We start from the raw sequence: 19,761 nt of genomic DNA, 5'->3' as shown, positions 1-19,761 counted from the left end.
CGGCCGGCGCCCGGGGGATGCCATTGCGAGGTTCGCGTCGGTGGAGGCGGCGCGGGATCGATCAGGGCCGGCACGCCTCCCGTTCCGCTGCTGCGGCGGCCGGGGGCGCGAGGCGGCGAGGCGGCGAGGCGGCGGCACGGCGCACAAGGCGCGTCGACCGCTCGCCGGGAGGTTTACCGCGGGTCGGTGTCGACGGTGCGCTGCGTGGTGGACGGCAGGTCCTTCCGGCTCGATGCCGCCGCGCGTACCGATACAGGGCGGTCGGGCCAGCGCAACGCGAACGACGTGCCGCCGCACGCGGTTGGGCGACACGATGCTTCGCCGTCGTGCGCCTGCGCAATGGCCGCCACCACGGCCAGCCCCAGGCCGCTGCCGCCCTTCTGGTCGGAATGCGTATCGTCCACGCGCCGGAAGGCATCGAAGATCCGGGCTGCGCAATCGGCGGGGATGCCCGGACCTTCGTCTTCGACCACCAACTGGCACGTACCGTTTTCGACCCGCGTGTGAATGCGGATCGCACCGGGCACCGCGTAGCGCCGTGCATTCTCCAGCAGCGCGAGCAGCGCCTGGCGCATCCGGAACGCGTCGCAGCGCACGGGCCGCGTATCGAGATCGAGCACCATGTATTGACCGGCCGCGGCCAGCGAATCCTCGAGCATCTCGACGACCGCCTTGACGTGCGTCGCCAGGTCGGTCTCCTGGATACTGACGCTCAGATGCCCGCTTTCGGCGAGGCTGATCACGCGCAGATCCTCGATCAGGCGCGTCAATCCTTCCGCCTGGGTCAACAGGCTTCGGAACAGCGCCTCGCCCGGCTGGAAGACGCCTTCGGCCAGCCCCTGCAACCGCCCGCGCAGGACCGTGACCGGCGTCCGCAGTTCGTGCGCGATCGCGGCATTCCAGAATGCCTGCTCGTCCGTCATGCGCTGCAGCTGGGCGGCGAGCGCATTGAAGTCGTCCGCGATCAGTGCGGCTTCGTGAATCGATCGATCGCCGGCGACGGCGCGCGCGGTCAGGTCGCCCCTGGCGACGCGACGAATGCTGTCCGCGACCGAGTTGAGCGGCACCAGGATCCGATGCGCGAGCCGGGCCGACACGACAATGGCGAGTATCAGGCCGATCAGCAGCGTGATACCCAGGCATATCCACTCGGGGTTGGACGGAATCCAGCTTGCCTGGTGGCAAAACTCGCTCCAGTGCCGGAGCATCACGTAGTAAAAAACATAGGTCATCAGCACGACGATCAGCATGATGCCGAGCGCCAGCTCCGCCATCGACACCGCAATCTTGCGGCCCAGCCCACCGAGTTTCATTTCGTGCTCCCAAGCGTGGTGTTGCGTCGATTCACGACGGGACAGTCGTGCGGTTGGATGGCCGTGGCGTCAAGGGAGGGGTGTGATCGAGGCGGGCGAGCGGTATGCCTCGGTGCGTCGAGGTTTCCCGCGGCAGGTGTGTCGGAGGTGCGATGTGGCTCGAGACCGGAAAAGGCCGGGCTTGCATCGACGGGATCGTTCCCGGCCGACAGGGACAGCGGCCGGACAGCGCGATGTGTGCGGGACGGTATGCGTTCTTCAATCATGGTGTCCGCTTGGGATTCTGCTATTCACTTCATCGAATCGCAATATTACCGCACGTAATTGGCCATCGGATGACACGATGATTCGGTGTACGTTGGAACGCGCGCGGCGAGATCGTCGTTTTTCCGCTGCCGTTGGGGGTGGGTAAGTTCGGCTTGAAGTTGCAGCGCCGGTCTATCCGCCCGTAAATGGAGTCGCGGCAGCGTGCACCTTCGCCACCCGGATACACTGACGCCTTCGCCGTATCCGTCGCGGCAGCGTGGGCCGTCGGCTGCGGATTCGTGGAGAGATCACCCATGAGCATCGTCGTTCGTCGAAACCGGATCGCCAGCCGATTAGGCCGGGTGCTCATCTCGGGCGCGTTGATCGCTTCCGTCGTCGGCTGTGCCGCGACGGCGGTCGACGACACGTCCATCGCGCCGGATCTGCATGAAACCGTCGTCAAGCTGCCGGTCGACGAGGGGGCGAGCACGCGGGACATCGTCGCCACCACCTACATGCCGGAGGGCCCCGGACCCTTTCCGCTGATCGTGCTGAGCCACGGCAGCCCGCCCGATCCGCGCGACCGGCCGAAGGTGCGCCGCTATCGCGCATTGCCGCAGATCCGGACGTTCGTGAAGCTCGGCTTCGCGGTCATCGTGCCGATCCGCCGCGGGTACGGGGCGACGGGCGGGGTCGATGAAGAGGATGCCGGTTCGTGCCGGCATCCGGATTACCTTGCTGCGGGGCTGCAGGCCGCGCGCGATGTGCTCGCGGCCGTGCGGTATGCGCAGACGTTGCCGCAGGTGGATCGAAACCGTGTCGTGCTGGTCGGGCAATCGGCGGGTGGTTTTGCTTCGCTGGCGGCGGCGAGCTACGCGCCGCAGGGGGTGGTCGCGGTGGTGAACTTCTCGGGTGGGCGTGGCGGGAACCCGACGACTCATCCCGGCATGCCGTGCGATCCGAAGCAGATGGCCGACACGATCGGGCATTTCGCGAGTACGACGCGGGTGCCGGTGCTGTGGCATTACGTGCAGAACGACAAGTATTTCGCGCCTGAAGTCGTGGCGACCTGGTTTGCCGCGTTTCAGGGGGCGGGTGGGCGCGGGCAGATGGTTGTTGAACCGCCGTTTGGCAAGAACGGGCACGGGATGTTTGCGGTCAAGGAGGCGATACCGATCTGGTTGCCGCACTTCGAGGCGTTTGTGGGGCCGTTGGTGGTGGTGAAGTAGGGGGCTGATTCGGGGGCGGTCGAATCGGGTCGCAGGGAGCGGGCACTTGCCTGTTGTGATCGTCGGCCGCAGGTCGAACGGTGGAGCGCGCTTGCGGGTCGTGGTTGCTGGCAGATTCGCATGGTCAAGTGGACCTTTCCCGCGTGATGAGGACACTAACGTTCCCGTGCGTCTGCGAGCGGTACTTCAATGACCGGTAGTGCCTGTCCTTTGCTTGAAAGGGCCCCGGTCAGAAAGATGAGCCTAGGCCCGCGCTACAGGGTGTTGCAGCGGCCGTTGCCGGCCCGAAACAGGCATCCCCCGCGCCAGACCGAATGACCCAAGCTCACTCGTCGACGGCCGACTGCATCGCCACGTTCAAGAACATCGCCGAATGATTTCGAGGTCCTCAACACGCTCGACGGAGTAGTGTCCGTCGCGGCTGTCAATGTGATACACATCGACCTTCATCGGCGTTCCAAAACGGACTGTTACCTCATAATTTTCCCCGGATTTGGGGGTGAAGCGAAAGGCGCTGTCGTATTGGTCTCGTCCCGGAAGGGCAACGCGCAGCGTCAGCAAGTGATCGGCTTGCATCCTGAGTTCGAAGTAACTTTGGTCGATATATTTATCGGCGATCGGCATTCCCAGCCTCGGCTGTTGTCGATGCGTCGAAAAGAGAATGATCGTGTGATCGTCTTTGAAACGAATACCCGCCACGCCAATGGGTTCGCCGCCCAGCGGATCGCTCGGCACGTAGCAACCCGGCAACGGAGGGGGTTGATAGAGGTAGAACGTACCTTCGCCGATTTCACGGAAGCGAACGTTTGCAGTCGGCACGCCTGGCGGTGGCATGTAGTTTGTTGTTACACACCCTGTCACCGACAAGGAGAATGCAAACATCGCCAATCGAGTCACGAGTTTCGCCGCCGATGCTTTAACTTTCATTGGTGCGCAACCTCGTGTTTTACCTCTACCGTGCCGCTATAAGCATTGGGGATCGCCCACCGTTTGCCGGTTTGTGCCGTGAGAATCATCCGATCGGATTCTGACGAAGCCGAGTAGAGGATGAAGAATCGTGCGCCAGAAGGGACGATGAAGTAGGCTTGTCTGTAGTGGCCCTTCACGAAGGTCGATCCGTCGGTGCTCTCGAATGACTCGACGTTGCTGACAACGCGCTTGTCGGCATCGAGGAACATGACATACGGCTTCAGCACCGTTGCCAGCGGCAACCACGAACTCGAAAACCATGTGCGGACGCGCAAAGTGGTTGCCGTGGACTGTTGATCCAGGGAGAAGGGAGCATAGACGCCAAGGCCGTCTGGAAATCGAGCCACCGGAGAAGTGCTCGCGTCGAAGTCAATCGTCTTTGCATCGTTCAGTGCAAGTGGTTGATAAGACATCTCTGCGTAGCTCTTCACGCCGATCCGTGATTCAGCCAAAGGCGTAGCCACAAGTTGCCGGGTTGCACATCCACTAAGCGCCGCACAAATTAGCCCGATTCCAATCCAGAATTGCCGTTTCACGTCGTTCCCGAAACTCGATTTCCCAATAGATCCCTGATTACGGCAATCGGAGGCGATTCTTTAGTTCAAACGCGTGGATGAGCAATGTCCACCGAAAACAGGCCGGAACTCGGTGTCCGATGGCCGACGCAAAACGGACGTCTCACCTGTCTCGGCGTACGTGTCGCCTTGGCCGGCAAGCGACCGCCATTGCGGCAATCCAGCCGCGGCTGCCACTCGGATAGCCCCGGCCGGGTATGTCGATTGCTCGCCGATATATCGGAAGAATAAAAACCACCCCCGCCCAAACCCCCACCCAGCCAGCCTTCCCCCGCCCAACCCCCCAATCCCGTGGCCGATTTTGTCACCACATGGGCCGGATATGACAATGAGAATCGCCTGCCCTAGGATTACGATGCCTCACGTCGTCGCCCGGGCCTGAGCCGTTTTTCCCGCCTCTCGCCCGAGAGCGCCCCTCATAAAACGTCTGATTGGAACATCGACCATGAGCTATCACGCCCCCGTCAAGGACATGCTGTTCGTGCTGAAGGAACTGGCCGGCATCGACGCCGTTGCGCAGTTGCCGGGCTTCGAGGATGCCGGTTACGACACGGCGCAGGCCGTGCTCGACGAATCCGCGAAGTTCTGCGGCGAGGTGCTGGCCCCGCTGAACGTCGAAGGCGACCGCAACCCGAGCAGCTGGAAAGACGGCGTCGTGACCGCAACGCCGGGCTTCGGCGAAGCATTCCGCCAGTTCGTCGAAGGCGGCTGGCAGGGGCTGCAGCATCCGTCCGAATACGACGGCCAGGGGCTGCCGAAGCTGATCGCGACGCCGTGCATCGAGATGCTGAACGCATCGAACCTGTCGTTCGCGCTCTGTCCGCTGCTCACCGACGGCACGATCGAAGCGCTGCTGACGGCCGGCACCGACGAGCAGAAGCAACGCTACGTGCCGAAGCTGATCTCCGGCGAATGGACCGGCACGATGAACCTGACCGAGCCGCAGGCCGGCTCCGATCTCGCGCTGGTGCGCTCGCGCGCGGAGCCGCAGGGCGACGGCACGTACAAGGTGTTCGGCACGAAGATCTTCATCACGTGGGGCGAGCACGACATGGCGGACAACATCGTCCATCTGGTGCTGGCGCGCACGCCGAACGCGCCGGAAGGCGTGAAGGGCATTTCGCTGTTCATCGTGCCGAAGTTCCTGGTCAACGACGACGGCTCGCTCGGCGCACGCAACGACGTGCACTGCGTGTCGATCGAGCACAAGCTCGGGATCAAGGCGAGCCCGACGGCGGTGCTGCAGTACGGCGACCACGGCGGCGCGATCGGCTACCTGGTCGGCGAGGAAAACCGCGGCCTCGAATACATGTTCATCATGATGAACGCGGCGCGCTTCGGCGTCGGGATGCAGGGGATCGGCGTGGCCGATCGCGCCTACCAGAAGGCCGCGGAGTTCGCGAAGGAACGCGTGCAGAGCCGCCCGGTGGACGGTTCGGCCAAGCAGTCGGTGACGATCATCCATCACCCGGACGTGCGTCGCATGCTCGGCACGATGCGCGCGCTGACCGAAGGCGCGCGGGCGCTGGCCTACGTGGCCGCCGCGCACAGCGACATTGCCCACCGCCATTCGGACGAGGCGACGCGGTCGCGTCATCAGGCAATCTACGAGTATCTGGTGCCGGTGGTGAAGGGCTGGAGCACGGAGATGGTGAACGACGTGGCGAGCCTGGGCGTGCAGGTGCACGGCGGGATGGGCTTCATCGAGGAGACGGGTGCAGCGCAGTATTACCGCGATGCCCGTATCCTGGCGATCTACGAAGGCACGACGGCGATCCAGGCGAACGACCTGGTGGGCCGCAAGACGATGCGCGACGGCGGCGCCGTGGCGAAGGCGCTGATCGCGGAGATCGGCGACACGGTGGCGGCGCTGGGCAAGCTGGACGGCGCGGCGGCTGCGTCGGTGAAGGCGCAGCTGGAGAAGGGCGCGAAGGCGCTGTCGTCGGTGGTCGATTACGTGGTGGCGAACGTGAAGCAGGATCCGAACGCGGTGTTCGCGGGCAGCGTGCCGTACCTGAAGCTGGCGGGCGTGGTGCTGTGCGGGTGGCAGATGGGCCGCGCGCTGGTGGCGGCGCATGCGAACCGCGCGAGCGATCCGGCGTTCTTCGATGCGAAGATCGCGATCGCGCAATGCTATGCGGAGCACGTGCTGGTGCAGGCGGGCGCATTCGAAGCGTCGATCGTCGGCACGAAGGGCAACGAGGGCGTGCTCGCGTTGACGGAAGACCAGTTCTGACCGGCTGACGGTCGGGACGCAGGAGGAGACAGGATTTTGACCACACAGGACTTGCTCGCGCAGTACGGCCCGCGCGAATCGATGGAATACGACGTCGTGATCGTCGGCGGCGGCCCCGCCGGGCTGTCGGCGGCGATCCGGCTCAAGCAGCTGGCCGCCGAGAAAGGCACCGAAATCGGCGTGTGCGTGCTCGAGAAGGGTTCCGAGATCGGCGCGCACATCCTGTCGGGCGCGGTGATGGACCCGCGCGCGATCAACGAGCTGTTTCCCGACTGGAAGGAACGCGGCGCACCGCTCGACGTCGAGGTGACGGAAGACCGCTTCCTGTTCCTGTCCGAGAAGAGCGCGGTCACCACGCCGAACTGGGCGCTGCCCGCCAACTTCCAGAACCACGGCAACTACGTGATTTCACTGGGCAACGTCACGCGCTGGCTTGGACAGCAGGCCGAGGCGCTGGGCGTCGAGATCTTCCCGGGCTTCCCGGCCGCCGAGATTCTCTACAACGACGACGGTTCGGTCAAAGGCGTCGCCACCGGCAACATGGGCGTGGGCAAGGACGGCGAGCCGACCGAGAACTTCCAGCTCGGCATGGAACTGCATGCGAAGTACACGCTGTTCGCCGAAGGCTGCCGCGGCCATCTGGGCCGCCAGCTGATCTCGAAGTTCAAGCTCGACGCGAACGCGGATCCGCAGGCCTACGGGATCGGCATCAAGGAACTGTGGGAAATCGACCCGGCCAAGCACAAGCCGGGCCTCGTGATCCACACGGCCGGCTGGCCGCTGAAGTCGGATACCTACGGCGGCTCGTTCCTGTATCACATGGACAACAACCAGGTCGTGGTCGGCTTCGTGGTCGGCCTCGGCTACACGAACCCGTACCTGTCGCCGTTCGAGGAATTCCAGCGCTACAAGACGCACCCGTCGATCCGTGCGTTCCTGGAAGGCGGCAAGCGCGTGTCGTACGGCGCGCGCGCGATCACGGCCGGCGGGCTGCTGTCGCTGCCGAAGACGGTGTTCCCGGGCGGCGCGCTGATCGGCGACGATGCGGGCTTCCTGAACGCGTCGCGGATCAAGGGCAGCCACGCGGCGATCAAGACCGGCATGCTGGCCGCCGACGCCGCGTTCGACGCGGTGCAGGCCGGCCGCCAGTCGGACGAGCTCAACGCGTACCCGGATGCGTTCAAGCAGTCGTGGCTGTACACGGAGCTGTACCGCGCGCGCAACTTCAAGCAGTGGATGGCGAAGGGGCTGTATCTCGGCACGCTGATGGTCGGGCTCGAGCAGAAGGTGATGGGCGGCAACGTGCCGTGGACGCTGCATCACAAGCATGCGGACCACGAGATGCTGAAGCCGGCGTCGCAATGCCAGCCGATCGAGTATCCGAAGCCGGACGGCAAGCTGACGTTCGATCGCCTCTCGTCGGTGTTCATCTCGAACACGAACCACGAGGAGAACCAGCCGGCGCACCTGACGCTGAAGGATGCGAACGTGCCGGTGAACGTGAACCTGCGCACGTACGCGGGGCCGGAGGGGCGTTTCTGCCCGGCGGCCGTGTATGAGTTCGTGAAGAACGACGACGGCAGCGATCGCCTGGTGATCAACGCGCAGAACTGCGTGCACTGCAAGACCTGCGACATCAAGGACCCGACGCAGAACATCGTGTGGGTCACGCCGGAAGGCGGTGGCGGGCCGAATTACCCGAACATGTAACGCAACGCATCCCCGCGCCAGCGGGCGCGAACGAACCGGAGTGAGACGATGAGCAATGCAGCGAAAGAAGTCGTGGTGGTGAGCGGTGTCCGTACCGCGATCGGTGATTTCGGCGGCAGCCTGAAGGATTTCTCGCCGACCGACCTCGGTGCGAAGGTGGTCGCCGAAGTGCTGTCGCGTGCGAACGTGTCGGGCGACGCAGTCGGGCATGTCGTGTTCGGCCACGTGGTGAACACCGAGCCGAAGGACATGTATCTCGCGCGCGTCGCGGCGATCAACGGCGGCGTGGCGCAGCATACTCCCGCGCTGACCGTGAACCGCCTGTGCGGTTCGGGCCTGCAGGCGATCGTGTCGGCCGCGCAGACGATCATGCTCGGCGACGCCGACATCGCGATCGGCGGCGGCTCGGAAAGCATGAGCCGCGCCCCGTACACCGTGCCGGCCGCGCGCTTCGGCCAGCGCATGGGCGACGGCAAGCTCGTCGACATGATGCTCGGCGCGCTGCACGACCCGTTCCAGACGATCCACATGGGCGTGACGGCCGAGAACGTCGCGGCGAAGTACGGCATCTCGCGCGACGCGCAGGATGCGCTGGCGCTTGAATCGCATCGTCGCGCGGCGCGTGCGATCGCGGAAGGGCGCTTCAAGGATCAGATCCTGCCGATCTCGATCCGCACGAAGAAGGGTGAGGTTGCGTTCGACACCGACGAGCACGTGCGCCTCGAAGCCAGCGCGGATGATTTCACGAAGCTGAAGCCGGTGTTCAAGAAGGAAGACGGCACGGTGACGGCCGGCAACGCGTCGGGCATCAACGATGCGGCCGCGGCCGTGCTGATGATGAGCGCGGACGCCGCGCGCGCGCAAGGCGTGAAGCCGCTCGCCCGCCTCGTCGCGTATGCGCACGCGGGTGTCGATCCGGCATACATGGGCATCGGCCCGGTGCCGGCCACGCAGAAGGCGCTCGAACGCGCGGGCCTGAAGATCAGCGATCTCGACGTGATCGAGGCGAACGAGGCATTCGCGGCCCAGGCCTGCGCGGTCACGCAGGAGCTCGGCCTCGATCCGGCGAAGGTCAACCCGAACGGCTCGGGCATCTCGCTCGGCCACCCGATCGGTGCGACCGGCGCGCTGATCACGGTCAAGGCGCTGTACGAACTGAAGCGCATCGGCGGGCGTTACGCGCTCGTGACGATGTGTATCGGCGGCGGCCAGGGGATTGCTGCGATCTTCGAGAACATCTGATAATCGAACGCTCAGCACCCGAACACACAGGAAATTTCATGGCCATCGAAATCGTCGGCGTCGTGGGCGCCGGAACCATGGGCAACGGCATTGCGCAGACCGCCGCCGTTGCGGGTCTCAACGTCGTGATGATCGACGTCAGCGACGCGGCGCTCGAGAAGGGCATCGCGACGCTGAAGGGCAGCCTCGAGCGGCTCGTGTCGAAGGACAAGCTCGACGCCGCCACGCGCGACGCGGCACTCGCGCGCATCACGACGTCGACCGACTACGCGAAGCTCGCAGCGGCCGATATCGTGATCGAAGCCGCGACCGAGAACGTCGAGCTGAAGGGCCGCATCCTGAAGCAGATCGAGTCCGTCGCGCGGCCGGAAGCGATCATCGCGACCAACACGTCGTCAATCTCGATCACCGCGCTCGCGGCGCCGCTCGCCGATCCGGCGCGCTTCGTCGGCATGCACTTCTTCAACCCGGTGCCGCTGATGCCGCTCGTCGAGATCATCCGCGGGCTGCAGACGAGCGACGCGACCGCGCAGGCGGTGCGCGAGCTGACCGAGCGTTTCGACAAGTCGCCGATCGGCGTGCGCAATTCGCCGGGCTTCGTCGTGAACCGGATTCTCGTGCCGATGATCAACGAGGCGTTCTTCGTGCTGGCGGAAGGCATCGCGTCGGCCGAGGAAATCGACGCGGGGATGAAGCTCGGCGCGAACCACCCGATCGGGCCGCTCGCGCTGGCCGACCTCGTCGGCCTCGACGTGTGCCTCGCGGTGATGGACGTGTTCGTGAAGGACTTCGGCGATCCGAAGTATCGTGCATGCCCGCTGCTGCGCGAGATGGTGACGGCCGGCAGGCTCGGGCGGAAGACGGGGCGTGGGGTGTACGACTACAGCAAGTAAGCAGAGGGCTGGAAAGACCTCAACGCGGGTGGCGAGTCGTGCCGGATGGTGTCGTTTATCCGGTGCGGTTCGCCATCCGCGTTTTTCATTGATGGAAGTGGCTCACCGAATCCTGTCCGCCGGTTGAATCATTTCGAAAATCGATTTTAATCGTTAAATAGTTAAACCAATTAACGTTGATATTTTCCATATCGATTAAATTGACGTTTCAATGTGTAATGTTATATCTTGGTTGCCCAAAAACAACCGAGAGAAAATAAAGTGGCAATAAACGAGGGGTTTCAAAAAAAATGCCGCTGGTCGGCCATCGTCGCGTGGTCGGTATTCGCCGGACTGGCCGGCACCGCATCGGCCAATACCGAGCCGGCGCAGCAGACGCAACCCAGGCAGGCGCGCATGCCTCGCGTGCCGCAGAATCTGCCGGTGTCGCCCGAGCAGGCGCAGTACAACCTGCCGCTCAGCGAACAGGATCGCGCGGCGCTGACCCGGCCCTCGCCGCTCAAGCAACCGGCCACGCGCAGCAAGCGCAGCACGTCGGGCGCCGATTGCCGCGACATGTCGGCGATGACCCAGTATCGCGGCGCGGCACTCGCCGATTACATCGCGAATCTTCCCGATTACGAATGCCATTACGGCCTGTTCTCGGTCGATAAAGCGCAGGCCACGCAGATATTCAATGCCGAGAACGTGCACGCTGTCGCGGGTCGTTTCGTGCAGGAAATCTATCAATACGACGCGAGCAATTTAATCCTGGTCAATTTGCTGATTTATCTGCGTGCCGCTTATTACCAATATGATGTATCGGGCATCGCGAACCCGATTCCGAATCTCGCTGTGTCGCTGCGCCCGTATATCAAGCAAGGCCTGGAGGGCGATGCGCTCTATCGCGACAATTCGCGTGCGCCGAGCACCGCGAACGAGCTGATGAAGCTCATCACGAACATGCGGGACGAAGCGTACTACCTGCCGACGCTGAAGAACCGCATCGCGTCCTACACCGTGAGCGCGGCGAATCCGCAGGCGGCGGCGCCGCTGCTGCAGCGCAGTGCGGCGGGCGGCTTCACCGGCTTGCTCACGGTGTTCTTCTACGCGCACCAGCGCGGCGGCGCGCAACCGATGCTCGACAGCGATGCGACGCTCCCGGAGACGCTCAACCGCTTCGTCACCGCGAACCGCGCGAGCCTGTCGAACACGAGCGCCGCCTATCAGCTGGCCGACGCGGCGCGCGAAACGTTTCGCTTCCTCCGTTATCCGGCGCAGAAGCCGCGCGTGAAGAAAATGATCCAGGACCTGCTGGCGTCGACGAGCATGACGGGCGCGGACAGCGACCTCTGGCTCGCGGCGGCGGAAGCGGTCGACTACGGCGATCCGGGCAACTGCGCGGACTACGGCACCTGCGACTACAAGAAGCGGCTGACCGACGCGGTGCTCTCGCATCGCTACGCATGCAATGCGGGCGTGCGCATTCTCGCGCAGGACATGACGATGCCGCAGCTGCAGTCGGTCTGCACGGCGGTCGCGCGGCAGGACGACTACTTCCACCGGATGATGAAGACCGGGCGCAAGCCGGTCGCGGGCGATCGCAACGACACGATCGAACTCGTCATTTTCGATGACTACGCGAACTATCGAAAATACGCGTCGGTGATCTACGGCATCAGCACCGACAACGGCGGCATGTATCTCGAGGGCGATCCGTCCGCGCCGGGCAATCAGGCGCGCTTCATCGCGCACGAGGCATCGTGGCTGCGGCCCGAGTTCAAGGTGTGGAATCTCGAGCACGAGTTCACGCACTATCTCGACGGCCGCTACGACATGGCGGGCGACTTCTCGGTGAGCACCGCGAAGCCGACCGTGTGGTGGATAGAAGGCGTCGCCGAGTATCTGTCGAGAAAGAACGACAACCCGGAGTCGATCGACGCGGTGCGCACGGGCGCGTACCGGTTCTCGGACGTGCTCGGCACGCGCTACACGTCGAGCGACTACGTCACGCGCGCGTACCGGTGGGGCTACATGGCGACGCGCTTCATGTTCGAGCGCCATCGCGCGGACGTCGACACGATCGTGTCACGCTTCCGGGTGGGCGATTACGACGGCTACGCAAACCATGTCGCTTACATCGGCAATCGCTACGACACCGAGTTCGCCGACTGGGCGCGCAGCGCGACGACGGCGGGCGAGCCGCCGGTGCCGGCGAAGCGCTGACCGGCACGGGCCGGCGCCGCGTGATCGGACGCCGGCCTCCGATCGCCACACGCGCTCTGCCCGGGGTGCTCCGCGCGGGCCTGCACGAACGGTTGCGCTGCTCCGATGTCGATCACGCGCCGTCGGCATTGCACGCGTCTACCGCGCGCCTTTCTTCCACGACCGAAACAAATCCAGCAGCGCGCGGCACGGCGTTGACGTTGCGCCCCCGCGTCGCCATACCGCACCGACATCCATCGTCGGGACGGTCACACTCAGGTTGCGCCGGCTGATCCGGTTTCCTTCCAGGGACCACGGACGATAGACGAGATCCGACAGGATCGTGACGCCTTGTCCGAGCGCCACGAGGCTCCTGACGGCCTCGATCGATTTGCTCTGCATCCGGACGTTCGGCGTGATGCCGTAGCTTCCCCAGTACTTGCCGACGGTGCGCAGGTGCTCGTCCATGTCCAGGAGCAGGTAGTTTTCGCGCGCGACGTCCTCCAGCGTGACCCGATGCGCGTCCTGCAGCGGATGATCCGGATGGGTCCACAGCCGGCGCGGCGAGCGAAGCATCGTCTCGTACTTCAGGTCGCGAATCTCCGCCGTGTTCGACACGAGGAGCAGTGCGATATCGAGGCGGTCGTCGACGAGCATGTCCTCGATCGCTTCGCGCGCGCTTTCGACGAGGCTGACGCTCAGGTTACCGAACCGTTGGGAAATGACCGACATCAGCGACGGCATCAGATAAGCCGAGATGGTTTCGGTCACGCCGATACGAACATGCCCCGAGATCTGCTCGGGCTCTTCCTGCGCCGCCACCACGGCACGATCGATCGACAGGGTCGCGTGTTGCACGTGACGCAGGAATCGCTCGCCTGCCGGTGTCAGCCGAACGCCTCTCGAATGACGCTGAAGCAGCGTGACGCCCACCCTCTCCTCCAGATTCTTCAGTGCGATGGTCATCGACGACTGGGACACCGAGCACAGGTTGGCCGACTGCGAGATCTGGCCCGTGTCGGCCACGGAGACGAAATACTCGATCTGGCGAAGCGTGATGTGCGTGCTCACGGGCGAGGCTCCAGGCAATCCGGGCGGCGCCGGAACGGCGCCGCCTCGACGGTCCGAACGGTACACCGGATCGGGTCGCGCGATATTGATTCAATATATATCACGCCATCAAAAGGATGAATTTGTCGTGGCCGTTGCCGCTTCATAGCATGGAGTCAAACATGAAGCGGACGATGCGAATCGATGGAAACGCAGGAGAAAAAGGGCTATTGCACGTTGTGCCGGTCGCGGTGCGGCACGATCAACGTCGTGCGTGGCGACATGATGATCAAGGTGCGGCCCGACGCATCGCATCCGACCGGCCAGGCGATGTGCATGAAGGGGAAAGCCGCACCTGAACTCGTGCACAGCCCGAACCGGGTGTTGTATCCGATGCGGCGGACCCGGCCCAAGGGTGCCGCCGATCCGGGCTGGCAGCGCATCGGCTGGGAGGAAGCGCTGTCCGAGATCGCGGAGCGCCTTGCGCATTTCAAGCGCGAGAACGGAGCCGAATCGGTGGCGTTCGGCGTCACGACGCCGAGCGGCACACCCATGAGCGACAGTATCGACTGGGTCGAACGGTTCGTCTGGTTGTTCGGAAGTCCGAACATCTGCTACGCGACCGAGATCTGCAACTGGCACAAGGACAGCGCGCATGTCTTCACGTTCGGCTGCGGCATGCCGACCGCCGATTATCAGCATGCCGACCTCATCGTTCTGTGGGGCAACAATCCCGCCAATACGTGGCTGGCCCAGGCCGATGCGATCGCAAAGGGGCGGCGCCGCGGAGCGAAACTGATCGTCGTCGATCCGCGGCCGACGCCGCTCGCACGCGAGGCGGACCTGTGGCTGCGCGTCAATCCCGGCACCGACGGTGCGCTCGCCATGGCCATCGCGAGGCAGATGATCGCGATCGGCAACGTCGACGAACCCTTCGTCCGGCGATGGACGAACGGCCCGTTGCTGGTGCGTGCCGATACCGGACGGTTCCTGCGTGAACGGGATATCGACCCACGCGCGTCGGGCAATCGATACGCACTCTGGAACCAGACGCTCGATCGGCTGGAGCTGGTTGACGAAGAGGCTGGTACGGCGCTCTCCGATCTGTCGATGACCGGCACGCGCCAAGTCGGGATCACGGACTCGGCCGGCCGTTTCATGCAAGTGGCATGCACGCCTGCGTTCGACCTCTATTCGCGTGCGCTCGCGGCCTATACGCCGGACCATGCCAGCACGATCACCGGAGTCGATGCCGCCGACATCATGAAGGCCGCGCACATGCTGCATCCCGGGCAGGGCATTGCGTATCACGCGTGGTCCGGCGTGGGGATGCACACCAATGCCACGCAGACGGAACGCGCCATCGCGACGTTGTATGCGTTGACGGGCGCGTTCGATACGCGCGGCTCCAATCGGGAATGGGCGAAGCAGCCGGCCAATGCGGTCAGCAGCTACGCGATGCTGGATCCGCAGCAGCGCGCGAAGGCGCTCGGCCTGGCGGAGCGGCCGCTCGGCCCGCCGTCGCAGGGTTGGGTGACGGCACGCGACGTCTATCGCGCCATTCTCGACGCCGAGCCCTATCGGGTACGCGCGCTGTTCGCGTTCGGCACGAACATGGTGCTGTCCCAGGCGGACGGCGGCATGGCCCACGATGCGCTGTGCGCGCTCGATTTTCACGTTCACTGCGATCTCTTCGAGACGCCGTCGTCGCGCTACGCGGACATCCTGCTGCCCGTGAACACGCCGTGGGAGCGGGAAGGCTTGCGGCTCGGCTTCGAGATCAACGAACGTGCGATCGAACTCGTTCAGTTGAGGCAGCGCATGGTGCCGCCGCGAGGGGAAAGCCGCGCCGACTACGACATCGTCTTCGATCTGGCCGTTCGGCTCGGCATGAAGGATCGGTTCTTCGGCGGCAGCATCGAGGCGGGATGGAATCATGTGCTCGAGCCGCTCGGGATGGACGTCGCGATGCTGCGCGAACATCCGGAGGGGATATCGCGGCCGTTGACGCAATACGAGCGTCGATACGCTTCGGCGACACCTGACGGCGCGCGCGGTTTCAACACGGAGACGTCGCGGGTCGAACTGTATTCCGAGCAGTTGCATCGTCACGGCTACCCGGCGGTGCCCCGATATGTGCCGCCGCAGCATGGACAGCGTGGGGAGGCGAACGATCGCCGCCGCTTCCCCTGCACGCTGACCTCGATGAAGAACGGCTACTACTGCCACAGTCAGCACCGCGGGCTTCCGAGCCTGCGCCGCCGCGCGCCGTACCCCGTCGCGGAACTCAATGACGCGCTGGCGGCGGAGCATGGCATCGTCGACGACGACTGGTTCCTGATCGAAACGACGAACGGCCAGGCGCGCTTCAAGGCACGCGTCGTGCCGGAGCTTGCGCATGACGTGATCGTGGCCGAATACGGCTGGTGGCAGGCCTGCGACGAGATCGGCATGGATGCGCTCGCCGTGGCGGGGCGCAAGCACAGCAACTTCAACCGGCTGGTTTCTGCGGCCACGCTCGATCCGGTGAGCGGATCGTCGCCACTGCGTTCCGTCCGCTGCCGGATCCGCCCGGACCCGTCGATCGATCCGTCGCGCCGTGCGTGGAAAGGGCTGCGGGATTGTGTCGTCTCCGCCATCCACGAGGAAGCGAGCGGCGTGCGAACGGTCACGTTCCGGGCGTCGGATAGTGGGGCGTTGCCGGACTACTTGCCCGGGCAGCACGTGACCGTGCACGTTCCGACGCTGGGCGACGGCGGGACGACTCGCGCCTATTCATTGACGGGCGCCGCCTGCGAAGACGATCGCCGGACTTACGCCATCTCGGTGCGCCACCAGAAGGGCCGAACCGGGGAGGGTGTTCCGTTCGAAGGTGCGATGTCTTCCCATATCCATCGATCGCTCGAGGTGGGGGACCCCGTGTGGCTCGGCGCGCCCGCCGGCACCTTCATCGTGCCGCCGGCGTCGATGCAGCCCGTCGTGATGTTCGCGGGCGGCATCGGCATCACGCCGTTCATCTCCTATCTGGAGTCGATCCGGGATCGGGGCGCGCAGGCGCCGGAATCGAAACTCTTCTATGCGAACCTGAACAGCGCGACGCACGCGTTCCGTGCGCGCATCGAGATACTGAAGCAGCGGCTGCCGAAGCTGGAAGTCGTCAACTGCTACAACCAGCCGCACGACGAGGTGCTCGGGCGTGACTACCAGATGAAGGGCTATCTGACGGCGGACGTCGTCAGTGACGACCTGATTCGACGGCGCGCGCGGTTTTACTTGTGCGGCCCGGAACCGATGATGCAGGCGATTACCGCGGGATTGATCGAACGCGGTGTTCCACCCTTCGACATCTTCAAGGAGGCGTTCAGATCACCGTTCAGGCCGGCGCCCGACCCGTCGAAGCGATTCGTCGTCCAGTTCACCCGATCGCGTCGCGTGGCCACCTGGACGCCTAGCGACGGCAGCCTGCTGTCGTTCGCGGAGTCGCTCGGGGTCGCGATGCCGAGCGGCTGCCGTGTCGGGCAGTGCGAGAGCTGCGCGGTCAAGGTCGTATCGGGTGAAGTCGCGCATTTGAGCGGGCACGGGCCCGATGAACCCGATGTGTGTCTCGCCTGTCAGGCCATTCCGGCAACCGACGTTGCCATCGATGCATGAACCCGCCGAAGGAAATGTTCACCATGAAATATTTTGACGCCGTGGCAACACGTGACGCACTGGATTTTGAATCGTTGGTATCGCGTCTGGGGCAAGCGTTCGTCGACGGCTGTCACGTGCCGCTTCGCCATGCGCATGCGATCAATGCCGACAGTGACGACGAGGGCACGGTGCTCATCATGCCTGCGTGGGAAGACACCGGCTATCTGGGCATCAAGACGGTCAACATCTTCCCGGGGAATGCACGGCACGGCTTACCCGGGCTGCATTCGACCTATGTGCTTTATGACGGGCGGACGGGAAAACCGCTTGCGCAGCTGGACGGGGACGAGATCACGTCGCGCCGCACCGCGGCTGCATCGGCCCTCGCCGCGACCTATCTGGCCCGTCCGGATGCGTCGCGTCTCGTGCTGCTGGGCGCCGGACGCGTCGGCAGCCTGGTTCCGCTCGCGTATCGCAGCCAGTTGCCCATTTCGGACATCGAAGTGTGGGACAGGAATCCCCGGGCAGTGGCCGAGCTGGTCGATCGGCTGGCCGGGCTCGGCTTCAACGCGGCGCCCGTTACCGATCTCGAGAAAAGCGTTCGGCGCGCGGACATCGTGAGTTGTGCGACGCTCGCGACGGAGCCGATCGTCCATGGCAAGTGGCTTGCGCCGGGATCGCATCTCGACCTGATCGGCAGTTTTACGCCGCGCATGCGCGAGGCCGACGACGATTGCTTCCGGGATGCGGCGATTTACGTCGATACGGACGAGGCACCGCAAAAATCCGGTGATCTCCTTGGCCCGCTGTCACGCGGTGTCATCGCGATCGGCGGCCTGAACCGGACATTGTCGGCGTTGTGCAAGGGCGAAGCGAACGGCCGGCAGAACGACAGCGAGAGAACGGTGTTCAAGGCCGTCGGTACCGCGATGGAAGACCTGGCCGCTGCGATTCAGGTCTATGAAAAATCAAACTAGCGTGTTGACGGACAAGGAGACAAGGATGAAGGAGTGGATGGAAGTGCCGCGCGTCGATGCGCCGGCGACGGACCGCGAAGGCGCGCTCGAGCGAATGGCCGCCGGCGTCGCGCGCTGGTCGGAGAAGTGGTTCCCGGACGCTTATATCTTCGCCGCGATCGCCGTGGTCATCGTGGCGTTGGGCGCGCTTGCGATCGGTGCGCCGGTCAGGCAGGTCGGCGTGGCGTTCGGCGACGGCTTCTGGAGCCTCATCCCGTTCACGATGCAGATGGCGATCGTGGCCATTTCGGGTTATGTCGTCGCGGTATCGCCACCCGCGTCGAAACTGATCGACGCGCTCGCGCGGCTGCCGTCGTCCGGACGGGCGGCCGTGGCGTTCGTCGCGCTCGTCAGCATCGTCGCCTCGTTGTTCAACTGGGCGATCAGCCTGATCTTCAGCGGCCTGCTGGTCCGGGCACTGGCGCGTCGCGCCGATCTGCGCATGGACTACCGGGCCGCGGGCGCGGCCGCTTATCTCGGCATGGGGGCGACGTGGGCGCTCGGATTGAGCTCGTCCGCATCGCAACTGCAAGCGAACCCGGACAGCTTGCCCAAGACGCTGCTCGCGATCACCGGCGTCATTCCGTTCGCGGAAACCATCTTCCTGCCGCAGTCGATGCTGATGGCTGCCGTGCTGACGGTCGTTTCGGTGCTGATTGCGTGGCTGTCCGCACCCGGCGGCACGCGCGCCAAGACGGCGGCGGCGCTCGGGATTCCGCTCGACGACGCCCACGCCGCGATCCCGCGCCCGACTCGCCCGGGAGACTGGCTCGAGTACAGCCCGCTCGTCACCCTCGCGATCGTTGCGATCGGGACGATCTGGATGGCACACACGTTCACGACGAAAAATCCGCTGATCGCGATTTCGAACCTGAACACGTACAACTTCCTGTTCCTGATGCTGGGCATGCTGCTGAACTGGCGGCCGAGGCGCTTCCTCAATGCCGTCGCGCGTTCCGTGCCGTCGGTGGCGGGTGTGCTGATCCAGTTTCCGCTGTACGGCGGCATCGCGTACATCCTGACGAAGGCGTCGGCGCCTGCCGGACTGCCGCTGTCCGATCATCTCGCGCATTTCTTCGTCGCGTTGTCCTCGCAAGCGTCGTTTCCGGCGGTGATGGGGGGGTACTCGGCCGTCCTCGGATTCTTCGTGCCGTCCGGCGGCGGCAAGTGGATCATCGAGGCGCCCTACGTGATCGAGGCGGCAAAACTGCTGCACGTCCACCTGGGGTGGGCGGTGACGGTCTACAACGCGGCCGAGGCGTTGCCGAACCTGGTCAATCCGTTCTGGATGCTGCCGCTCCTCGGTGTGCTCGGGCTGCGGGCCCGCGACATCGTCGGGTTCACGTTCACGCAGCTGGTGGTGCATTTGCCGCTGGTGATCTTCATGCTCTGGGCCCTTGCGAGCACGCTCAACTACCATCCGCCCGTCATGCCCTGACGAACGTCGGGCTTGCTCGCCGCCGGC

13 protein-coding genes are annotated in these 19,761 nt (G+C 64.6%); 9 read left to right on the top strand and 4 right to left on the bottom strand.

Annotation, left to right across the window (positions count from 1 at the left end; translation table 11 throughout):
• Window positions 1-173 precede the first annotated feature (173 nt).
• Entirely contained in the window at window positions 174-1,313 is a 1,140-nt protein-coding gene (locus tag LGM89_RS22980) for an ATP-binding protein (RefSeq protein WP_226273980.1), read from the bottom strand.
• 560 nt (window positions 1,314-1,873) lie between these two features.
• On the opposite strand from LGM89_RS22980, the gene LGM89_RS22975 reads away from it, so the two are divergent.
• Entirely contained in the window at window positions 1,874-2,788 is a 915-nt protein-coding gene (locus LGM89_RS22975) for an alpha/beta hydrolase family protein (RefSeq protein ID WP_226273979.1), read from the top strand.
• 357 nt (window positions 2,789-3,145) lie between these two features.
• Here the strand turns inward: LGM89_RS22975 and LGM89_RS22970 are convergent, their stop codons facing one another.
• Window positions 3,146-3,715 (bottom strand): hypothetical protein, encoded by a 570-nt coding sequence (locus LGM89_RS22970; RefSeq protein ID WP_226273978.1) that lies wholly within the window; start codon window positions 3,713-3,715, stop codon window positions 3,146-3,148.
• A complete protein-coding gene (locus tag LGM89_RS22965; RefSeq protein ID WP_144023162.1) occupies window positions 3,712-4,188 on the bottom strand; it encodes a hypothetical protein in 477 nt (158 codons plus the stop codon). Before LGM89_RS22965 ends, LGM89_RS22970 begins: the two co-directional genes overlap by 4 nt.
• Before the next feature lie 589 nt (window positions 4,189-4,777).
• Here LGM89_RS22965 and LGM89_RS22960 point away from each other — a divergent pair.
• The 5 genes from LGM89_RS22960 to LGM89_RS22940 all read left to right on the top strand — a co-directional run bounded on the left by LGM89_RS22960 (window position 4,778) and on the right by LGM89_RS22940 (window position 12,618).
• Entirely contained in the window at window positions 4,778-6,568 is a 1,791-nt protein-coding gene (locus LGM89_RS22960; protein ID WP_226273977.1) for an acyl-CoA dehydrogenase, read from the top strand.
• A gap of 81 nt (window positions 6,569-6,649) precedes the next feature.
• Window positions 6,650-8,278 carry an electron transfer flavoprotein-ubiquinone oxidoreductase gene (locus LGM89_RS22955; RefSeq protein WP_373452577.1) on the top strand — a complete coding sequence of 543 codons (1,629 nt, stop codon included), beginning with the start codon at window positions 6,650-6,652 and terminating at the stop codon, window positions 8,276-8,278.
• A gap of 48 nt (window positions 8,279-8,326) precedes the next feature.
• Window positions 8,327-9,520 carry a beta-ketothiolase BktB gene (gene bktB, locus LGM89_RS22950; protein WP_226273976.1) on the top strand — a complete coding sequence of 398 codons (1,194 nt, stop codon included), beginning with the start codon at window positions 8,327-8,329 and terminating at the stop codon, window positions 9,518-9,520.
• A 38-nt stretch (window positions 9,521-9,558) separates the two neighbouring features.
• Window positions 9,559-10,413, top strand: a complete 855-nt coding sequence (locus tag LGM89_RS22945; protein WP_089498510.1) for a 3-hydroxybutyryl-CoA dehydrogenase — start codon at window positions 9,559-9,561, stop codon at window positions 10,411-10,413.
• Window positions 10,414-10,680: 267 nt separating this feature from the next.
• Entirely contained in the window at window positions 10,681-12,618 is a 1,938-nt protein-coding gene (locus tag LGM89_RS22940) for a collagenase (protein ID WP_413227479.1), read from the top strand.
• A gap of 138 nt (window positions 12,619-12,756) precedes the next feature.
• Here LGM89_RS22940 and LGM89_RS22935 read toward each other — a convergent pair whose 3' ends face one another.
• Window positions 12,757-13,668, bottom strand: a complete 912-nt coding sequence (locus LGM89_RS22935; protein ID WP_319001514.1) for a LysR family transcriptional regulator — start codon at window positions 13,666-13,668, stop codon at window positions 12,757-12,759.
• Window positions 13,669-13,851: 183 nt separating this feature from the next.
• Between LGM89_RS22935 and LGM89_RS22930 the strand changes: the two genes are divergently transcribed.
• From LGM89_RS22930 to LGM89_RS22920, 3 genes are read left to right on the top strand one after another with little or no spacing between them, the layout of a single operon-like run.
• Entirely contained in the window at window positions 13,852-17,298 is a 3,447-nt protein-coding gene (locus LGM89_RS22930; protein WP_226273973.1) for a molybdopterin-dependent oxidoreductase, read from the top strand.
• A gap of 23 nt (window positions 17,299-17,321) precedes the next feature.
• A complete protein-coding gene (locus LGM89_RS22925; RefSeq protein WP_226273972.1) occupies window positions 17,322-18,257 on the top strand; it encodes an ornithine cyclodeaminase family protein in 936 nt (311 codons plus the stop codon).
• Window positions 18,258-18,282: 25 nt separating this feature from the next.
• Complete coding sequence (locus tag LGM89_RS22920) at window positions 18,283-19,734, top strand: short-chain fatty acid transporter (RefSeq protein WP_226206408.1); 1,452 nt, start codon at window positions 18,283-18,285, stop codon at window positions 19,732-19,734.
• Window positions 19,735-19,761: the final 27 nt, after the last annotated feature.

It is taken from the genome of Burkholderia sp. AU31624, from assembly GCF_020420065.1.
Classification (GTDB): domain Bacteria; phylum Pseudomonadota; class Gammaproteobacteria; order Burkholderiales; family Burkholderiaceae; genus Burkholderia.
This window is presented reverse-complemented; position numbering and strand designations above follow the sequence as displayed.

Bases quoted from the DNA above. Each gene is read 5' to 3' on its own strand.
- LGM89_RS22980 (WP_226273980.1), bottom strand. From the start codon at position 1,313: ATGAAACTCGGTGGGCTGGGCCGCAAGATTGCGGTGTCGATGGCGGAG.
- LGM89_RS22975 (WP_226273979.1), top strand. From the start codon at position 1,874: ATGAGCATCGTCGTTCGTCGAAACCGGATCGCCAGCCGATTAGGCCGG.
- LGM89_RS22970 (WP_226273978.1), bottom strand. From the start codon at position 3,715: ATGAAAGTTAAAGCATCGGCGGCGAAACTCGTGACTCGATTGGCGATG.
- LGM89_RS22960 (WP_226273977.1), top strand. From the start codon at position 4,778: ATGAGCTATCACGCCCCCGTCAAGGACATGCTGTTCGTGCTGAAGGAA.
- LGM89_RS22955 (WP_373452577.1), top strand. From the start codon at position 6,650: ATGGAATACGACGTCGTGATCGTCGGCGGCGGCCCCGCCGGGCTGTCG.
- bktB (WP_226273976.1), top strand. From the start codon at position 8,327: ATGAGCAATGCAGCGAAAGAAGTCGTGGTGGTGAGCGGTGTCCGTACC.
- LGM89_RS22945 (WP_089498510.1), top strand. From the start codon at position 9,559: ATGGCCATCGAAATCGTCGGCGTCGTGGGCGCCGGAACCATGGGCAAC.
- LGM89_RS22930 (WP_226273973.1), top strand. From the start codon at position 13,852: ATGGAAACGCAGGAGAAAAAGGGCTATTGCACGTTGTGCCGGTCGCGG.
- LGM89_RS22925 (WP_226273972.1), top strand. From the start codon at position 17,322: ATGAAATATTTTGACGCCGTGGCAACACGTGACGCACTGGATTTTGAA.
- LGM89_RS22920 (WP_226206408.1), top strand. From the start codon at position 18,283: ATGAAGGAGTGGATGGAAGTGCCGCGCGTCGATGCGCCGGCGACGGAC.